Raw genomic sequence first — 15,482 nt, forward strand, 5'->3', positions numbered from 1 at the left:
AAGCTCATCGACGGTCTCTCCGAGATCACGATCGACGACATCACCTCACAGCGCCGATGGTACTGCAGGGGGGACCCTGTGGGAGAGTAGGACACCGCCGGACTCCTTTTAGTCAAAATGGCCACCCATCGTTGGGTGGCCATTTTGCGTTTACACGCGAGTGCGTACGAAACAGAAGCAAGAGCCATCCCGCAAGGGGTGGCTCTTCTTCGTTGACGTCGCACGTCGAGGGAGCGTTCAGCTCAACGGCGGATCGGAAGACGCAGCGTGAGAACGGTGCCGGCGCCCTCGGCGGAGCGGATCGACACATCCCCACCGTGATGCCGCATCACCGTGGCGACGAGCGTGAGCCCGATGCCTGAGCCCGTGACGTCTCGCGCGTTCTGAGCCCGCGCGAGCTCATCGAACACCGTCGGCAGGTCACCCGCGGGGATCCCCCGGCCGGCATCCGCGACGTCGACGACAGCCCAGCCGTCTTGTTCACGCAGCCGCACCTCGATCGGACCCTGCGCCGAGTACTTGGCAGCGTTCGACAGCACGTTGTCGATCGCAAGCGACAGCAGGTCGAGGTCTGCATGCAGCGGTGGTACGGGCCACGGCACTCGGGTGACCGTCAACGACATCCGTGCGCCTGCCGCAGGGTTCTGGGCCGCCAACGCTGCCACGGCCTCGTTGAGGACCTGCTCGAGATCGACCATCTCGAGCTCCAAGGGGCGCGTCTCCAGCTCCGCCAGTTTGCGCAGGTCGCGCACCAGAGCGCTCAGCTTCGTCGCCTGAGTGTCCACCACCCGCCACTCGTCGAGTGAGGATCCATCCTGCGCCGCAGCTGCGGCCGCCGTCGCCCGGATCGCGGTCAACGGGTTCTTCAACTCATGATCGAGCCGCGCAAGGAACCTTTGGTGATTCGCGTGCTCGGTCTGTGCCGCCTGCGCGGCGGCATCGGCCACGGTCTTCTGCATCCTGGTGCGCTCACGACGCCGCGTGCGATGAATGACGAGCATGATCGCCGGAACGGCGGAGACGAGGGCACCCGCGAGCACCACGGCACCGGGCAGCGCGAGGTCGATCGCGAGAAGGCGCTGGTCGCCGGCTGCAGTCATCACCCCCGCGGCGAGAGCGCACACCCCGACCGGCACGGCCGACGCCACCCCGAGTGCCACGCCCCTGCGGTCGGTCATGCGCCCACCACCCGCGGAACGAACAGGTAGCCCATGCTCTGCGCGGTCTCGATGAGGCGCGCTTCTCCTGCGGAGTCGCCGAGCACCCGGCGCAGCTCGGCGATGCGGTGGTCGACGGCACGGCTCGATGAGGCGAAGTCGAAGCCCCACAGCGCTGACAGGAGCCGCTCTCGCGTGTGCACCTCCTGCGGATGCAGCATCAGGTACTCGAGCAGCGTGAGTGCTTTCGGGGTGAGGGTGAGTTCGGTGTCGCCCCGCCACACGCGACGCGCGGTGCGATCCAGCGTGATGTCCAGGGCCTGTAGCCGTTGTGAGCCCCGGAGGGCACCGGCGCCCTGCGAGCTTCGACGCAGCACGGCGCGGATGCGCGAGATCAGTTCGTGCGGATCGAAGGGCTTGTTCAGGTAGTCGTCGGCGCCCTCGTCGAGGGCCGCGCTGCGCTCCCACGACTCGCCGACCTGGGTGAGCAGGATGATCGGGAGCCAGAGCTGCCGGCCCCGGATGCGACGGACAAACTCGCGTCCGTCGACGTGGGGCATGATCACATCGCACACCACCAGGTCGGGCACCTCGCGCTCCACCTCGGCCAGACCCGCGCGCCCGTCTTCGGCAATGCGCACGTCGAAGCCGCTCCTCCCCAGGAACGCGGCCAGCGCCCCGGTGATCGCCTCGTCGTCGTCGACGAGCAGGATCCGGGGGCGCTCGGTCTGTTCGGTGATCATCAGCCCCGCCCGAGGGAGTTCGCGCTGCCGTCGTCTTCCAGCGTCGGCGTCGGCCCGGTCCAGTACACCTCGTTGGCGCTCCCCGACACGGTCGCCGTGCCTATCGTCCCGGCATAGACGACGGTGCCGGAGCCGCGGAGCAGGAGCTCATCGACGTCGTCGGCGATCACGACGCCCGCATCGATGTCGATCACCAGACTCGCGCACGACCCCTCGACGCGCACCACGGCGCCGTCGTGGTCGAGCGGCCCGCTCGGGCAGGTCATCGTGATCGTGGCCGCAGCGATCAGCCGCTCGCGTTCGGCCGCGTTCGGTGCGGAGAGCGCCGGTGGTGTCGCGTCGGCATCCTCCTCGTCCGGTGACGAGGTCGCGCGCGGCGTGGTCTCGTCCTGCGGGGCGGGGCCGGCCTCCTGTGGCGCAGGCGAGCGGGCATCGTCTGCGGAGGGATCGATGATGCGGACCGTGCATCCGGAGAGCAGCAGCGCCGCGATCACCACAGGAGTGATCGCGGCGATGTGCCGGCGTGCAGCGCGCATGGCATCCATCTTCTCGTGTCAGAAGGTCGCCGGGATGAAGATCTCGACGCGTCGGTTGAGCTGGCGCCCCGCGGGGTTGTCGACGCCGTCGATCTCGTTCGCGGCGACAGGCCGGGACTCCCCGAAGCCCTCGGCGGTGAGTGCCGTGCCGACCCCGCGGTCCTGGAGGCCATCGACCACCGCATCCGCGCGGTCCTCCGACAGTGTCTGGTTCTCGGCATCCGATCCGATGGCGTCCGTGTGGCCCGACACCGAGGCCTGCGCGACCTCGAGCGCGGTGAGCGCGTCGGCCACGGCGTCCAGCGTGGCGGCCGCATCGGCGCGGATGTCGCTCTTGTCGAAGTCGAACAGCACCCCGTCCTCGAATGTGAGGGTCGTGCCGCAGGACTCCAACGGGGCGAGCGTGCCCAGCGGCGGGAACACCCCGAGAGTGGGGACGACCGGCAACGGCTCGGCCTTCACCCGCTCGCCGTTCACCTGTGCCGTGCCGTCGCCGAAGTTCTGGATGGTGATGTCGCGGCTGGTGTAGTTGCCCGATCCGTCGCCGAAGTTCTGGATGGTCACGGCCCCGGCCTCGTAGTTGCCCGACCCGTCGCCGAAGTTCTGGATGCTCACGTCGCCGTCGGTGTAGTTGCCGGAACCGTCGCCGAAGATCTGCACCGTCTTGGTCGCATCGGTGTAGTTGCCGGAGCCGTCGCCGAAGTTCTGGATCGTGACCGCGCCATCGGTGTAGTTGCCCGACCCGTCGCCGAAGTTCTGGATCGTGACGCCGTTGATCGTGGAGGTACCCGATCCGTCGCCGAAGTTCTGCACGGTTCCGTCCGGCCCCGTGAAGGTGCCGGATCCGTCGCCGTACAGCAACGCGGTGCCGTTGCCGGAGATCACATTCCCGGTGGCATCGCAGTGCGCCGGTGTCGCCGTGACCCCGGGGATGTCGGCGAGCGCATCGTTGACCTCGATCGCGAAGGCGGATGCCGACGAGTCCAGCAGTGACAGGTCGGGGAGCACGAACAGCGGCACGGGCGGGAACTGGCCCACGTCGTATCCGGGAAGCGTGGCGACGGCGGAAGTCGGGGCATCGGGCGACGTCGGGGCGCCGCTCGGCTTCGGGATGCTCGGCGGGGTCGCGGCACACCCGGTGACGACGAGGGAGGCCAGGAGTCCGAGTGCGACGCCCTGGCGGCGACGGCGGGAGGCAGACGAGGCGGTGCGTGCGGCGGTGGTCATGGATCGAGCGTATCCAGCCGGTGTGGCGATACTGTCGCGGAGTTGTCGCAAGCCTGCGACACGTCCGCTCACCGTTTGACCCGCGACTCCAGAACCCCTGCGGTGTCGATGACGGCATCCGCGAGCGTCCGCTCATCGAGTCCTTCGCCGCCCCACGTGACAGCCACTGCGGCGACCGGCCAGCCGGTGTGGTCGCGCACGACGGCTCCGACCGATCGGAGCCCGTCTGCCACCTCGCTGTCCTCGACCGCATAGCCGCGCGCCCGCACTTCCCGCAGGAGTTCGCGCAGCTCTGCGGGGCGACGCGGCCCCAGCCCTGTGCGGTCGGGGAACGCCGACGCGCTCGGATACAGCGCGCGCACCTGTTCGCGGGGCAGGGCGGCCAGCATCGCCCGCCCGCTCGCGGTGAGGTGCGCAGGAAGGCGTACGCCGACATCCGTCACGAGGGCGGGGCGGCGGGGTGCGCGCTCCTCGACGATGTAGAGAACGTCGCCACCGCTCATCACGGCGAGGTGGGCGCTCTCGCCCAGGCGGTCGGACAGCGCGGCGATCAGCGGTCGGCCGAGTCGGGCGAGCGGCTGCTGGCGGGTGTAGCCGCCGGCCAGCTCGAACGCCGAGGTGCCCAGACCCCATCGCTGCTCCTCACGGAGATGCAGCACGAAGCCGTGCGCGGCCAGCGTGGTGAGGAGGTGATAGACCGTGGAGCGCGGCAGGTCGAGCTCGCGCGCGATCGCAGATGCCGCCACAGGAGCCGGGCGTCCGGCGAGGTAGCTGAGGATGCGGAGGGTGTTCTCGGCCGCCGGGACCTGCGGCTCGGCTGCGCGGGAGGCCGCACTCCTGTCTGGGATCACAGACAAAGCATCGCACGAACGGGTATCCCCGTCGACACCGCGGGTGTGGAATCAGAACATGACCGAACTTGCCCCCGTGCTGGTCGGAGCGGCTCCGCTGTCTCCCGCCGATGTCGTCGCCGTCGTCCGCCACGACGCTCCCGTCCAGATCGACGCGGAGGCGCTCGCACGCGTCGCCGACACCCGCCGCGTGATCGACGGCCTCGCGGCTGATCCGAACCCGCACTACGGCGTCTCCACCGGCTTCGGGGCCCTCGCGACCACGTTCATCGCTCCCGACCGCCGCCTGCAGCTGCAGGCCAGCCTGATCCGCTCGCACGCCGCCGGAACGGGCGCCGAGGTCGAGCGCGAGGTCGTCCGCGGTCTTCAGCTCCTGCGCCTGCAGACGCTCGCCTCCGGGCGCACGGGTGTCCGCCCGGTCGTCGTCGAGACCTACGCGGCCCTGCTCAACTCCGGCATCACGCCCGTGGTGCGCGAGTACGGCTCGCTCGGCTGCTCGGGCGACCTCGCCCCTCTCGCCCACATCGCCCTGGCCACGATGGGCGAAGGCGACGTGCGCGATGCCTCCGGCGCCCTGGTTCCCGCATCCGACGCCCTCGCCGCCGCGGGCATCGAGCCGCTCACCCTCGTCGAGAAGGAGGGGCTGGCACTCATCAACGGCACCGACGGCATGCTCGGCATGCTGGTGCTCGCACTCCACGACCTGGAGACCCTTCTGCTCACCGCCGACATCGCCGCGGCGATGTCGGTCGAATCGCAGCTCGGCACCGACGCCGTGTTCGCCGCCGACCTGATGGCGCTGCGCGCCCAGACGGGACAGTCCGCGTCGGCGGCGAACCTGCGCGCGTTCCTCGGCGACTCCCCCATGGTCGCGAGCCACAAGGGACCGGACGACGGCCGGGTGCAGGATGCCTACTCGCTGCGCTGCTCGCCCCAGGTGCACGGCGCCGCGCGCGACACCCTCGCCCATGCGACGCTGATCGCCGGGCGCGAGCTCGCCAGCGTGATCGACAACCCCGTCATCACCCTCGACGGCCGCATCGAGTCCAACGGTAACTTCCACGGCGCTCCCGTCGCGGCCGTCCTCGACTTCCTCGCGATTTCGGTCGCCGACGTCGCCTCGGTTTCCGAGCGTCGTACGGACCGCGCGCTGGATCCGGCCCGCAGCCACGGTCTCCCGCCGTTCCTGGCCGATGAGGTGGGCGTCGACTCCGGTCTCATGATCGCGCAGTACGCGGCCGCCGGAATCGTCTCCGAGCTCAAGCGCCTCGCGGTGCCGGCATCCGTCGACTCGATCCCGTCGTCCGCCATGCAGGAGGACCACGTATCGATGGGGTGGGCCGCCGCGCGCAAGCTGCGACGCGCGATCGACGGACTCGGACGCGTGCTCGCGATCGAGATCCTCACCGGTGCGCGCGCCCTCGACCTGCGCGCCCCGCTGCAGGCCGGACCCGCGACCGGTGCCGTGCGCGACCTGGTGCGCACCGTCGCCGCCGGTCCCGGCCCCGACCGCTTCCTCTCGCCCGAGATGGAAGCCGTCACCGCACTCGTCCAGTCGGGCGCCGTCGCCCGCATCGCAAAGGAGCACACCCATGGCTGAGTCCCCCGTATCCGGGCCCCGCGTCGTCCGCGCCGCCCGCGGCAACCAGCGCACCGCGAAGAGCTGGGGCGCCGAAGCCGCCAAGCGCATGCTGATGAACAACCTCGATCCCGAGGTCGCCGAGCACCCCGAAGACCTGGTCGTCTACGGCGGCACCGGCAAGGCCGCGCGCAGCTGGGAGGCGTACGACGCGATCGTGCGCACTCTCGACGAGCTCGAACCGGATGAGACCCTGCTGGTGCAGTCGGGCAAGCCGGTCGGCGTCTTCCGCACCCACGAGTGGGCGCCGCGTGTGCTGATCGCCAACTCCAACCTGGTGGGGGACTGGGCGAACTGGCCCGAGTTCCGCAAGCTCGAAGAGCTCGGCCTCATCATGTACGGGCAGATGACCGCCGGATCCTGGATCTACATCGGCACGCAGGGAATCCTGCAGGGCACGTACGAGACGTTCGCGGCCGTCGCCCGCTCGCTCGGCCGCGACTCGCTCCGCGGCACCCTCACCCTCACCGGTGGAGCCGGTGGCATGGGCGGCGCTCAGCCGCTCGCCGTGACTCTGAACGACGGAGCGGTGCTGATCGTCGATGTGGATGAGTCGCGTCTCGCCCGTCGCGTGGAGCACGGCTACCTCGACGAGTACACGACCGACCTCGATGCGGCCGTCGCCCGGGTCGTCGCCGCCAAGGAGGCGGGCGAAGCCCTCTCGGTCGGCGTGGTCGGCAACGCGGCCGAGGTCTTCCCCGAGCTGCGGCGCCGCGGCGTGCCGATCGACATCGTGACCGATCAGACCAGCGCCCACGACCCGCTCGCCTACCTGCCGCTCGGCATCACGGTCGCGGACTGGAAGGCCGAGGCCGCGCGCGACCCGGAGGAGTTCACGCGCCGCTCGCGCGAATCGATGGCCGCGCACGTCGCGGCGATGGTGGCCTTCCAGGATGCGGGGGCCGCGGTGTTCGACTACGGCAACTCGATCAGGGCCGAAGCGCAGCTGGGCGGGTTCGACCGGGCGTTCGAGTTCCCCGGGTTCGTGCCGGCGTACATCCGCCCGCAGTTCGAGGAAGGACGCGGGCCGTTCCGCTGGGCTGCCCTCTCCGGCGACCCGGAAGACATCTACAAGACCGACCGGGCCATCGCCGAGCTCTTCCCCGAGGATGCCGCCCTGCACCGCTGGCTCGAGAAGGCCGGGGAGAAGGTGCACTTCGAGGGGCTGCCCGCCCGCATCTGCTGGCTCGGCTACAAGGAGCGCCACCTCGCCGGGCTCAAGTTCAACGAGATGGTCGCCTCGGGCGAGCTGTCGGCCCCGATCGTGATCGGTCGCGACCACCTCGACGCAGGCTCCGTGGCATCGCCGTACCGCGAGACCGAGGCCATGAAGGACGGCTCCGACGCGATCGCCGACTGGCCCCTGCTGAACGCCCTGCTCAACACGGCATCCGGTGCCTCCTGGGTGTCGCTGCACCATGGCGGCGGCGTCGGCATCGGTCGCTCCATCCACGCCGGTCAGGTCACGGTCGCCGACGGCAGCGCCCTCGCGGCAGAGAAGCTCGAGCGCGTGCTGACGAACGATCCGGGCACCGGAGTGATGCGGCACGTCGACGCCGGATACGAGCACGCCCGTGAGGTGGCGCGCGAGCGCGGCCTCAACGTGCCGATGCTCTGAGAGGGTGAGGGCATGTCGACGCTCATCACGAACATCGCGGAACTGACCACCAACGTCTCCACCGGCGGCGACCTCACCGGGACCGTTCTCGATGCCGCGGTGCTGATCGAGGGCGAGCGGATCGCCTGGGTGGGCGCCGCCGCGGACGCACCGGAGGCCGCTGAGGTCGTCGACGCCGGTGGGCGTGCGGTGATCCCCGGGTTCGTCGACAGTCACAGCCACCTGGTCTTCGCGGGCGACCGCGCGGCTGAGTTCGAGGCCCGCATGGCAGGGCAGAAGTACGCTGCCGGCGGCATCCGCTCGACCGTCGCCGCGACCCGGGCCGCCTCAGATGACGAGCTGCGCGCACGCCTGCGCGGCTTCCTCGACGAGATGCTCGCGCAGGGCACGACGACCGTCGAGATCAAGAGCGGCTACGGGCTGAGCGTCGCCGACGAGGAGCGCCTCGTGCGCCTGGCCGCAGAGGTGACACCCGAGGTGACCTTCCTCGGAGCGCACGTCGTGCCTGCTGAGTATGCCGACCGGCCGGACGAGTACGTCGAACTGGTCACCGGGCCCATGCTCGATGCCTGCGCACCGCACGCGAAGTGGGTCGACGTGTTCTGCGAGACCGGCGCCTTCACGGTGGCGCAGTCACGCCGGGTGCTGGAAGCCGGGATCACGCGCGGCCTCGTGCCTCGGGTGCATGCGAGCCAGCTCGGTCCGGGGGAGGGTGTGCGTCTGGCGGTCGAGCTCGGTGCGGCATCCATCGACCACGGCACCTATCTGACGGATGCCGACGTCGACGCGCTCGCCGGCTCCGACACCGTGCTCACGCTGCTGCCGGGGGTCGAGTTCTCGACGCGGCAGCCGTATCCCGACGCCCGCCGCCTGATCGACGCAGGAGTGACCGTGGCCCTGGCCTGCGACACGAACCCGGGGTCGAGCTTCACCTCGTCGATGCCGTTCTGCATCGCCGTGGCCGTGCGCGACATGGGGATGACTCCGGCCGAGGCGGTCTGGGCGGCGACCGCCGGGGGCGCGAAGGCGCTCCGCCGCGACGACGTGGGCGTGCTCGCACCCGGTGCGAGGGCCGACCTCGTGCTGCTCGACGCGCCGACCCGCATCCACCTCGCCTATCGACCCGGCGTTCCGCTCGTGCGGGCAGTCTGGAAGGACGGGCGAGCGATCGGCTGAGGCCACGGGGCGCTCAGCCGATCGCTCCGCGCCGAAGCCAATGTGATAAGTGGATTGAGGGTTCACAGATCATAATGAGAATTATTGTGCCCATTCAGTTTCGTCATCTGCTCTCGGATTTGGAGCAGGCGCCGAGAAGGGCGGATACTTCTGGCACCCGAACCGCGTGATCCGGACCGGGGCATCCCCATGCAGACACCCTCTTCTCTCGCACCAGGAACGACCATCGCCATCGTCGGCGCCGGGCGTCTCGGACGCGTACTCGCGCGGGCGCTGCGCGCGGCGCGGTTCGACGTGTTCGGCCCTTTCGGCCGCGCGGAGCAAATCCCGGATGCGGACATCGTCGTGCTCTGCGTGCCGGATGCCGCGATTGCCGAGACCGCCCTCGCGGCTCGCCCGCATGCCGGTGTGCTCGGACACGTCTCCGGTGCGACCCCTCTCGACGACGTGGATTTCAGCCTCCACCCGTTGCAGACCTTCACCGGCACGGAGTCGGCTGAGGTGTTCCACGGCATCGGCGCCGCTGTCGCCGGCCGTACGTCCGCAGCGCGCGAGGTCGCGGAACAGCTCGCCATCGCCCTCGGCGCTCGTCCGTTCCCGGTCGACGACGCTAACAGTGCGAGCTACCACGCCGCCGCATCCTTCGCCTCGAACTTCCTCCTCACCGTCCTCGACTCCGCGGAGAGGCTCGCCTCCGCCGCGAGTGTTCCCGGCGACGACGCGCGGGCGCTCCTGGCACCGCTCGTGCGGCGGACGGTCGAGAACTGGGAGGCGAGTGGTGCTCCTGCGGTTCTGACCGGACCCATCGCCCGGGGCGATGAGGCGACCGTCGCGCGCCAACGTGCCGCCGCGGCGGAGCTCGAGCTGTCCGACCTGTTCGACGCCCTCGCCGCCGTCACGCGCACGATCGCCGCCCGCCCCGCCCCTGCAACCGAGGAGCCCTCCACATGAGAATCCTCCGCACGATCCCCGAGGTCAGAGCTGCTATCCGCGAAGCGAGGGTCGGGGGCTCGATGATCGGTCTCGTGCCCACGATGGGTGCCTTCCACGACGGGCACCTGTCGCTGATGCGGGCCGCGCGCGCGGCATCCGACCTGGTCGTCGTCTCGCTCTTCGTCAATCCGACCCAGTTCGGCGCGAACGAAGACCTCAGCGCCTACCCGCGCGATGAGGCGCGCGATGCCGCGCTCGCGGAAGCTGCAGGCGTCGACATCCTCTTCGCTCCCGCACCGTCGGAGATCTACCCCGAGGGGTTCGCGACGAACATCCACGTCGCGGGCCTCACCGACGTGCTCGACGGTGCGAGCCGTGGGGCGCACCACTTCGACGGGGTCGCCACGGTCGTCACGAAGCTGTTCGGCATCGTCCGGCCCGACACCGCCTACTTCGGGCAGAAGGACGCGCAGCAGGTGCTCGTGGTCCGCCGTGTCGTGCGGGACCTCGACCTCGACGTGCGGATCGTCGCCTGCCCGATCGTGCGGGAAGCCGACGGGCTCGCCATGAGCTCGCGCAACGTGTACCTCGACCCCGCCGCCCGTGTGCAGGCGACCGCGCTCAACCGTGCCCTCGACGCGGGCGCCGCAGTGTTCGAGGCGGGTGACGCCGCCGCCGGGAGCATCCTCTCCGCCGCGCGCGACGTGCTCGGCGACGCCGGGATCGACCCCGAATACCTCGAGCTCCGCGACGCCGAGACGCTGCGCCCCCTCGCGCGGGTCGACCGCGACGCCCTGCTCGCCGTCGCCGCGCACGTCGGGGCCGCACGACTGATCGACAACCACGTCCTGCGCGCGGCGGAAGCTTCAAATCACAGAGAGAAGGAGGCCGGCGCATGAGCGCTCATGCCGCTCCCCGCACGCGGGTCACACTCGCCGGCCTCGCCGCGAAGAAGGCGGCCGGAGAGCCGATCGTCATGGTGACCGCGTACGACCATCCGAGCGCGCAGATCGCGGAGGCCGCGGGCGTCGATGTCGTCCTCGTGGGTGACTCGGCCGCGATGACCGTGCTCGGCTACGACAGCACGGTGCCGGTCACGATCGACGAGATGCTCATGCTGACCAAGGCTGTTCGACGCGGCCTCACGGTCCCGTTGCTCGTCGGCGACCTGCCGTTCGGCTCGTATGAAGCCTCCGACGAGGTGGCCATCGCGACCGCGCAGCGCTTCGTGAAGGAAGCCGGCTGCGACCTGGTGAAGATCGAGCGCGGCGGCACCACCGTCCACCGCGCGCGAGCGCTCGTGCAGGCGGGCATCCCCGTCGTCGGGCACGTCGGGCTCACCCCGCAGACGGCCGTCGCGCTCGGCGGCTACCGCGCGCAGGGGCGCACCGCCCAGGCCGCGCTCGCCGTGATCGACGATGCGCTGGCGTTGCAGGATGCCGGGTGCTCGATGCTCGTGGTCGAGGCGGTGCCCGCCGAGGTGACGGCCGCCCTCGTGCCGCTGCTCGACATCCCGGTGATCGGCATCGGAGCCGGCGCGGATGCCGACGGACAGGTGCTCGTGTTCCACGATCTGCTCGGGCTCTACGACGGCGGAGCCGCCAAGTTCGTCAAGCGCTACGCCGACCTGCGCGCAGCGGCGATCGCGGGTGTCGAGGCGTATGCGGCCGAGGTGCGCTCCGGCGCCTACCCGGCGGTCGAGCACGGGTACTCCATGGCGCGAGAAGAGGCCGCGCGCCTCGAGGAGCTGCTCGCGGGGCGTTGACACCTTCGTGATCTTGTATTTACTTCTTCTCGCGACATCCCCGGCCCTCTTGGCCAAGTTGTTTACCTAACGTTCCTGCTTTCGCTGTTCCCTGTCTCGAACGGCTCCCTAGCGTCGATCTCAGCGCCGGTTCGGTGCGTCGTAGATATACACGTGGAAGAGGATCAAGTGAAGAGACAGATCGCAGGAGTGTGCACGCTCGCGGCCGTCGCCGCAGCCGTCGCGTTCCCCCTCGCGGCGAACGCCGCTGACGGACTGGCCGCACCGACGTTCAGTCAGGAGGGCGGCCGGTTCACCGAGTCGGCCACCGTCGCGCTCACCGCGCCGCAGGGCGCCGAGATCAGGTACACACTCGACGGCTCGACGCCGACCGCGAAGAGCCCGATCTACAAGAAGCCGCTCGTCATCGAGGAGACGACGAACCTCGCCGCGGTCTCGATCAAGGGTGGTGTCACGTCGCCCGCCGAGATCGAGGGCTACATCATCAAGACGGAGGAGGAGCCGCAGCTGTCGTTCTTCGTGATGAGCGACGTGCACACGTCGTCCCTCGACGACAAGAACCGGGGCATCTGGAGCAGCCACTTCGACACCCTGGCCTCGATCAACCCCGATCCCGACCTGATCATCTCCAACGGCGACCAGATCAACGACAACAACAACAACACCGCGCCTGACCACCAGGTCGTGAAGACGATCTTCGACGAGAACATCGATCGTCTCGGACTCGACGACACTCCGATCCTGATGTCCCACGGCAACCACGACGTGGGCAACGCCGACATGGCCAAGTACTACGGCGACTGGTTCCCCAACGCGTCCGGCGGCTACTACGAGAAGACGTTCGACGGTCAGACCTTCCTCGTGATCGACACCGAGCGGTACTCGGGCGCGCAGCGCACGTGGCTGCAGGGTCGTCTCGCCGCCCTCTCGGCCGAGTCGGGCGCTCTCAACACGCCGATCTTCGTCGTCGGCCACCGGCCGACCGCCAACACGGTCTACGACGGGGCCCAGGCCTCGAACGCCGCGCTCACGAGCGACCTCTCCGGGTACCCGCAGGCCGTCTACTTCTCCGGCCATTCGCACCTGCACCTGAACGACGAGCGCTCCATCTGGCAGGGGGCCTTCACGGCTGTGAACGACGGATCCATGTCGTACACCGAGACTCCCCACGACGCGTACCAGATCTACGGCGATGCGCTCTGGGACGAGTTCACGATCCCGACCGCGCAGGCCCTCTACGTCGAGGTCTACGCAGACCGCACCGAGATCGACCGGATCAACTTCGCCGCCGAAGACGAACGCACCTACACGAACGGTGCGTGGGGCTACCAGTCCGGCTACCCGTTCGCCAGCGCGGGGACGCTCGCAGGGCCGACGTGGACCGTCCGCCTCGACGGCAGCACCACCGAAGAGGTGCGCGCGAACTTCGACTACACGGCCGCCGCGCGCGATGCGGTCGCTCCGGTGCAGCAGGGAGCACCCGAGCACATCGTGACGAACGGGGCCGATGTGCTCCGCGTTCCCGCCGCGACCGATGACGAAGCGGTGTACGGCTACGACGTGCGGGTCCGCGACGCGGTCACGGGCGCCGAGGCGCTGCCGATCAGGGCCGGGGCGAAGGTGCTCGCCGACTTCCAGATCGCGCCGCGCCCGAGCGTGCTCGAGATCCCGCTCGCCATCCGCAATGGCCGACAGGCCGATGCTCCGCTCCTCACCCTCACGAAGGGGACGAGCTACATCGCCGAGGTCACCGCGGTCGACATGTACGGCAACCGCTCCGAGAAGACCTCGGTCGCATTCGTCGCCGGCGAGGTGCCGGACACCACGCGCCCGCAGGTCACGCTCGTCAGTCCGGCGTCGACCGGCCCCTCGAAGTCCATCGACATCCGGGTCGATGCGACCGATGAGGTGGGGCTCGCCCGCATCGTCGCGAACATCTACCAGGGCGGGAAGCTCGTCAAGAGCACGCAGTCGGCGGTCTCGGGTGCGAGCGGCTCGCATGTCGCGACGGTCAAGCTTCCCGACGGTGCGTACACGGTCAAGTACAACGCCCAGGATGCGGCCGGCAACATCTCGAAGACCTCGACCTTCGATGTCGTCGTCGACGCCACAGCCCCCACGGTGACCGTGAAGACCGGCGGCTCGTTCACGGTCGGCGATGCAGCGGGATATGACAAGGTCAGCTTCAAGCTCAACGATGCCGGCAAGGTCGACCGGATCGCGCTCAACGGCGTCGAGAAGGATCTGACGAACAACGCCTGGTCCGACCTCAACTTCGTGAAGCCGGGGACCTTCGGCGGGGTGAAGGGGGAGAACACGCTTCTCGTCTACGACGTCGCCGGCAATGTCACGACGGTGGAGTTCGTGCTGCGCTGACATGCAGAGGTGGGGCCCTGTGGTGAGGCGAGGCCGTGTCCTCTCGCACCGCAGGGCCTCCCGGCGTCCGCCGGAGGACCGGTGCATGCTCCGAGTCTTCCTGCACGACCAGAAGGTTCGAAAAGTTCTCGACAGTTCGTGCTTTCGTGGCGGGGAGCAGGGCCGGGAGAGGTCTAGCGTTGCGCGGATGAACCTCTCCGAGCACGTCCACGTCACCTGGGCTCTTCACGTCGAGATGTCGGTGACCGATCGGCCTGACCTCACCCGGGTCATCGGTGTGCCGCGCGACGCGCCCTCCTATTGGATCGTGGAGGCCTACCGGCTGAGCCTCGGGCTCGAGCCCGAGACGCCCGACTCTGAAGACGGGCCCGACCACTCGCCCCTCATCGATCTCGTGTCCTGGAGGGGCAACACGCAGCGGGTGTCGATCCCCGGCGTCGCTGACGTGGTCGACGTGACGATCAGCGGACCGTTCGAGACCACGATGGGGGAGCCGCGCGTCACCGTCGTCGATGCGGGTCGCGTGCAGGCGGAAGAGCAGACGGAGGCCGCGGGCTGGCAGGTGCAGCGACCACCGTTCCGGGCGGAGCATGTGGCGTTCGAACTCGCGCAGCGCTTCGGACTGGTGCAGCCGCGACTCGACCCGATCACTGCGAGTGAGCGGGGCGACGGCCTGCGCGCCTCCTCCTCGCTGGTGACGCTGTGCGAGTCGTTGACGCCCGTCCGTCGACTGGCGCTTCTCGCACACCTCGAAGGCACGGGGCTCATCGACGCCGCTCCGCCCGGCCAGGTGGCCGCGGACTCGGCGACCGTGGAATCGGCGACCGCAGGACTGCGGGGTCTCGTTGCGCGGATCGGCCCCGACGGCGTCGAGCAGGACCCGGTAGCCGGGTGGCTGCCCCGCGAGGCCGTCGCCGAGGCCGTCGAAGACCTCGGGTGGCACGACGCGGAGGCGTCCGACGTGCCAGACCCCGTCGATGCCCTGGCATTGCTGGCACGGCAGACGAAGGCGGTGCGCAGGCTGCGCGGTCGCATCGTGGTCACGCACCTCGGGCACGCGCTGGCGAACGGTGAAGCGCGCGGCTTCCTCCGGGTCGTCGGCATCGTGAGAGCGCACGGCAAGGAGCGGCTGTTCCCGCATGGGCAGCTGCGCGCCGTCACCCTCGCACTGCTGGCCGTCGCCGACGGGTCGGTCATGGCGTTCGACGAGCTTCCCGAAACCGTCACGCGCGGTGAGGCTGCGGTCGACGAGGGGCGAGGCCACGGCGGGAGGTTCTCCGAGTGGTCACTGCGATCGCAACGGGAGGGCGACGCGGAGCGCGGATCCGGAGATCGATATGCGGTGCGGCGGGTGGTCGAGAGCCTGTGCGCCCTCTCGTCGCCCGGAGCATTCGCATCGATCTCTCCAGCGATGCGCGCCGTCGCGGGCGCAGCTCTGTGGTGAGGGCGGTGGCGGTCGAC

The 15,482-nt window shown here is 69.7% G+C and carries 13 protein-coding genes; 8 read left to right on the forward strand and 5 right to left on the reverse strand.

What is annotated here, in order from left to right:
* Positions 1 to 242 precede the first annotated feature (242 nt).
* From ASD13_RS11060 to ASD13_RS11080, 5 genes are all read right to left on the reverse strand, one after another.
* Positions 243 to 1,178, reverse strand: coding sequence for a sensor histidine kinase (locus ASD13_RS11060; RefSeq protein ID WP_055869193.1), 936 nt, complete (start codon positions 1,176 to 1,178; stop codon positions 243 to 245).
* Positions 1,175 to 1,900 carry a response regulator transcription factor gene (locus ASD13_RS11065; RefSeq protein WP_055869194.1) on the reverse strand — a complete coding sequence of 242 codons (726 nt, stop codon included), beginning with the start codon at positions 1,898 to 1,900 and terminating at the stop codon, positions 1,175 to 1,177. Before ASD13_RS11065 ends, ASD13_RS11060 begins: the two co-directional genes overlap by 4 nt.
* Complete coding sequence (locus tag ASD13_RS11070) at positions 1,900 to 2,436, reverse strand: DUF3060 domain-containing protein (protein WP_157535624.1); 537 nt, start codon at positions 2,434 to 2,436, stop codon at positions 1,900 to 1,902. The genes ASD13_RS11065 and ASD13_RS11070 overlap by 1 nt, the downstream gene beginning before the upstream one ends.
* Before the next feature lie 18 nt (positions 2,437 to 2,454).
* A complete protein-coding gene (locus ASD13_RS11075) occupies positions 2,455 to 3,663 on the reverse strand; it encodes an OmpA family protein (RefSeq protein ID WP_055869196.1) in 1,209 nt (402 codons plus the stop codon).
* Positions 3,664 to 3,731: 68 nt separating this feature from the next.
* Complete coding sequence (locus tag ASD13_RS11080; RefSeq protein WP_055869197.1) at positions 3,732 to 4,514, reverse strand: IclR family transcriptional regulator; 783 nt, start codon at positions 4,512 to 4,514, stop codon at positions 3,732 to 3,734.
* 58 nt (positions 4,515 to 4,572) lie between these two features.
* Between ASD13_RS11080 and hutH the strand changes: the two genes are divergently transcribed.
* The 8 genes from hutH to ASD13_RS11120 all read left to right on the forward strand — a co-directional run bounded on the left by hutH (position 4,573) and on the right by ASD13_RS11120 (position 15,465).
* Positions 4,573 to 6,114: a histidine ammonia-lyase gene (hutH, locus tag ASD13_RS11085; protein WP_055869198.1), complete on the forward strand. Its 1,542-nt coding sequence runs from the start codon at positions 4,573 to 4,575 to the stop codon at positions 6,112 to 6,114.
* On the forward strand, positions 6,107 to 7,771 hold the full coding sequence (gene hutU / locus ASD13_RS11090) for a urocanate hydratase (protein ID WP_055869199.1): 1,665 nt from the start codon (positions 6,107 to 6,109) through the stop codon (positions 7,769 to 7,771). The genes hutH and hutU overlap by 8 nt, the downstream gene beginning before the upstream one ends.
* Positions 7,772 to 7,783: 12 nt before the next feature.
* On the forward strand, positions 7,784 to 8,947 hold the full coding sequence (hutI, locus tag ASD13_RS11095; RefSeq protein ID WP_055869200.1) for an imidazolonepropionase: 1,164 nt from the start codon (positions 7,784 to 7,786) through the stop codon (positions 8,945 to 8,947).
* 189 nt (positions 8,948 to 9,136) lie between these two features.
* Complete coding sequence (locus ASD13_RS11100; RefSeq protein WP_055869201.1) at positions 9,137 to 9,898, forward strand: Rossmann-like and DUF2520 domain-containing protein; 762 nt, start codon at positions 9,137 to 9,139, stop codon at positions 9,896 to 9,898.
* Positions 9,895 to 10,779: a pantoate--beta-alanine ligase gene (gene panC / locus ASD13_RS11105; RefSeq protein WP_055869202.1), complete on the forward strand. Its 885-nt coding sequence runs from the start codon at positions 9,895 to 9,897 to the stop codon at positions 10,777 to 10,779. Before ASD13_RS11100 ends, panC begins: the two co-directional genes overlap by 4 nt.
* Complete coding sequence (gene panB, locus ASD13_RS11110) at positions 10,776 to 11,645, forward strand: 3-methyl-2-oxobutanoate hydroxymethyltransferase (protein ID WP_055869203.1); 870 nt, start codon at positions 10,776 to 10,778, stop codon at positions 11,643 to 11,645. The genes panC and panB overlap by 4 nt, the downstream gene beginning before the upstream one ends.
* A gap of 168 nt (positions 11,646 to 11,813) precedes the next feature.
* On the forward strand, positions 11,814 to 14,021 hold the full coding sequence (locus ASD13_RS11115; protein ID WP_055869204.1) for a chitobiase/beta-hexosaminidase C-terminal domain-containing protein: 2,208 nt from the start codon (positions 11,814 to 11,816) through the stop codon (positions 14,019 to 14,021).
* A gap of 187 nt (positions 14,022 to 14,208) precedes the next feature.
* Positions 14,209 to 15,465 carry a hypothetical protein gene (locus ASD13_RS11120; protein ID WP_055869205.1) on the forward strand — a complete coding sequence of 419 codons (1,257 nt, stop codon included), beginning with the start codon at positions 14,209 to 14,211 and terminating at the stop codon, positions 15,463 to 15,465.
* Positions 15,466 to 15,482 lie beyond the last annotated feature (17 nt).

It is taken from the genome of Microbacterium sp. Root1433D1, assembly GCF_001426835.1.
GTDB classification, from domain to species: Bacteria; Actinomycetota; Actinomycetes; order Actinomycetales; family Microbacteriaceae; genus Microbacterium; species Microbacterium maritypicum.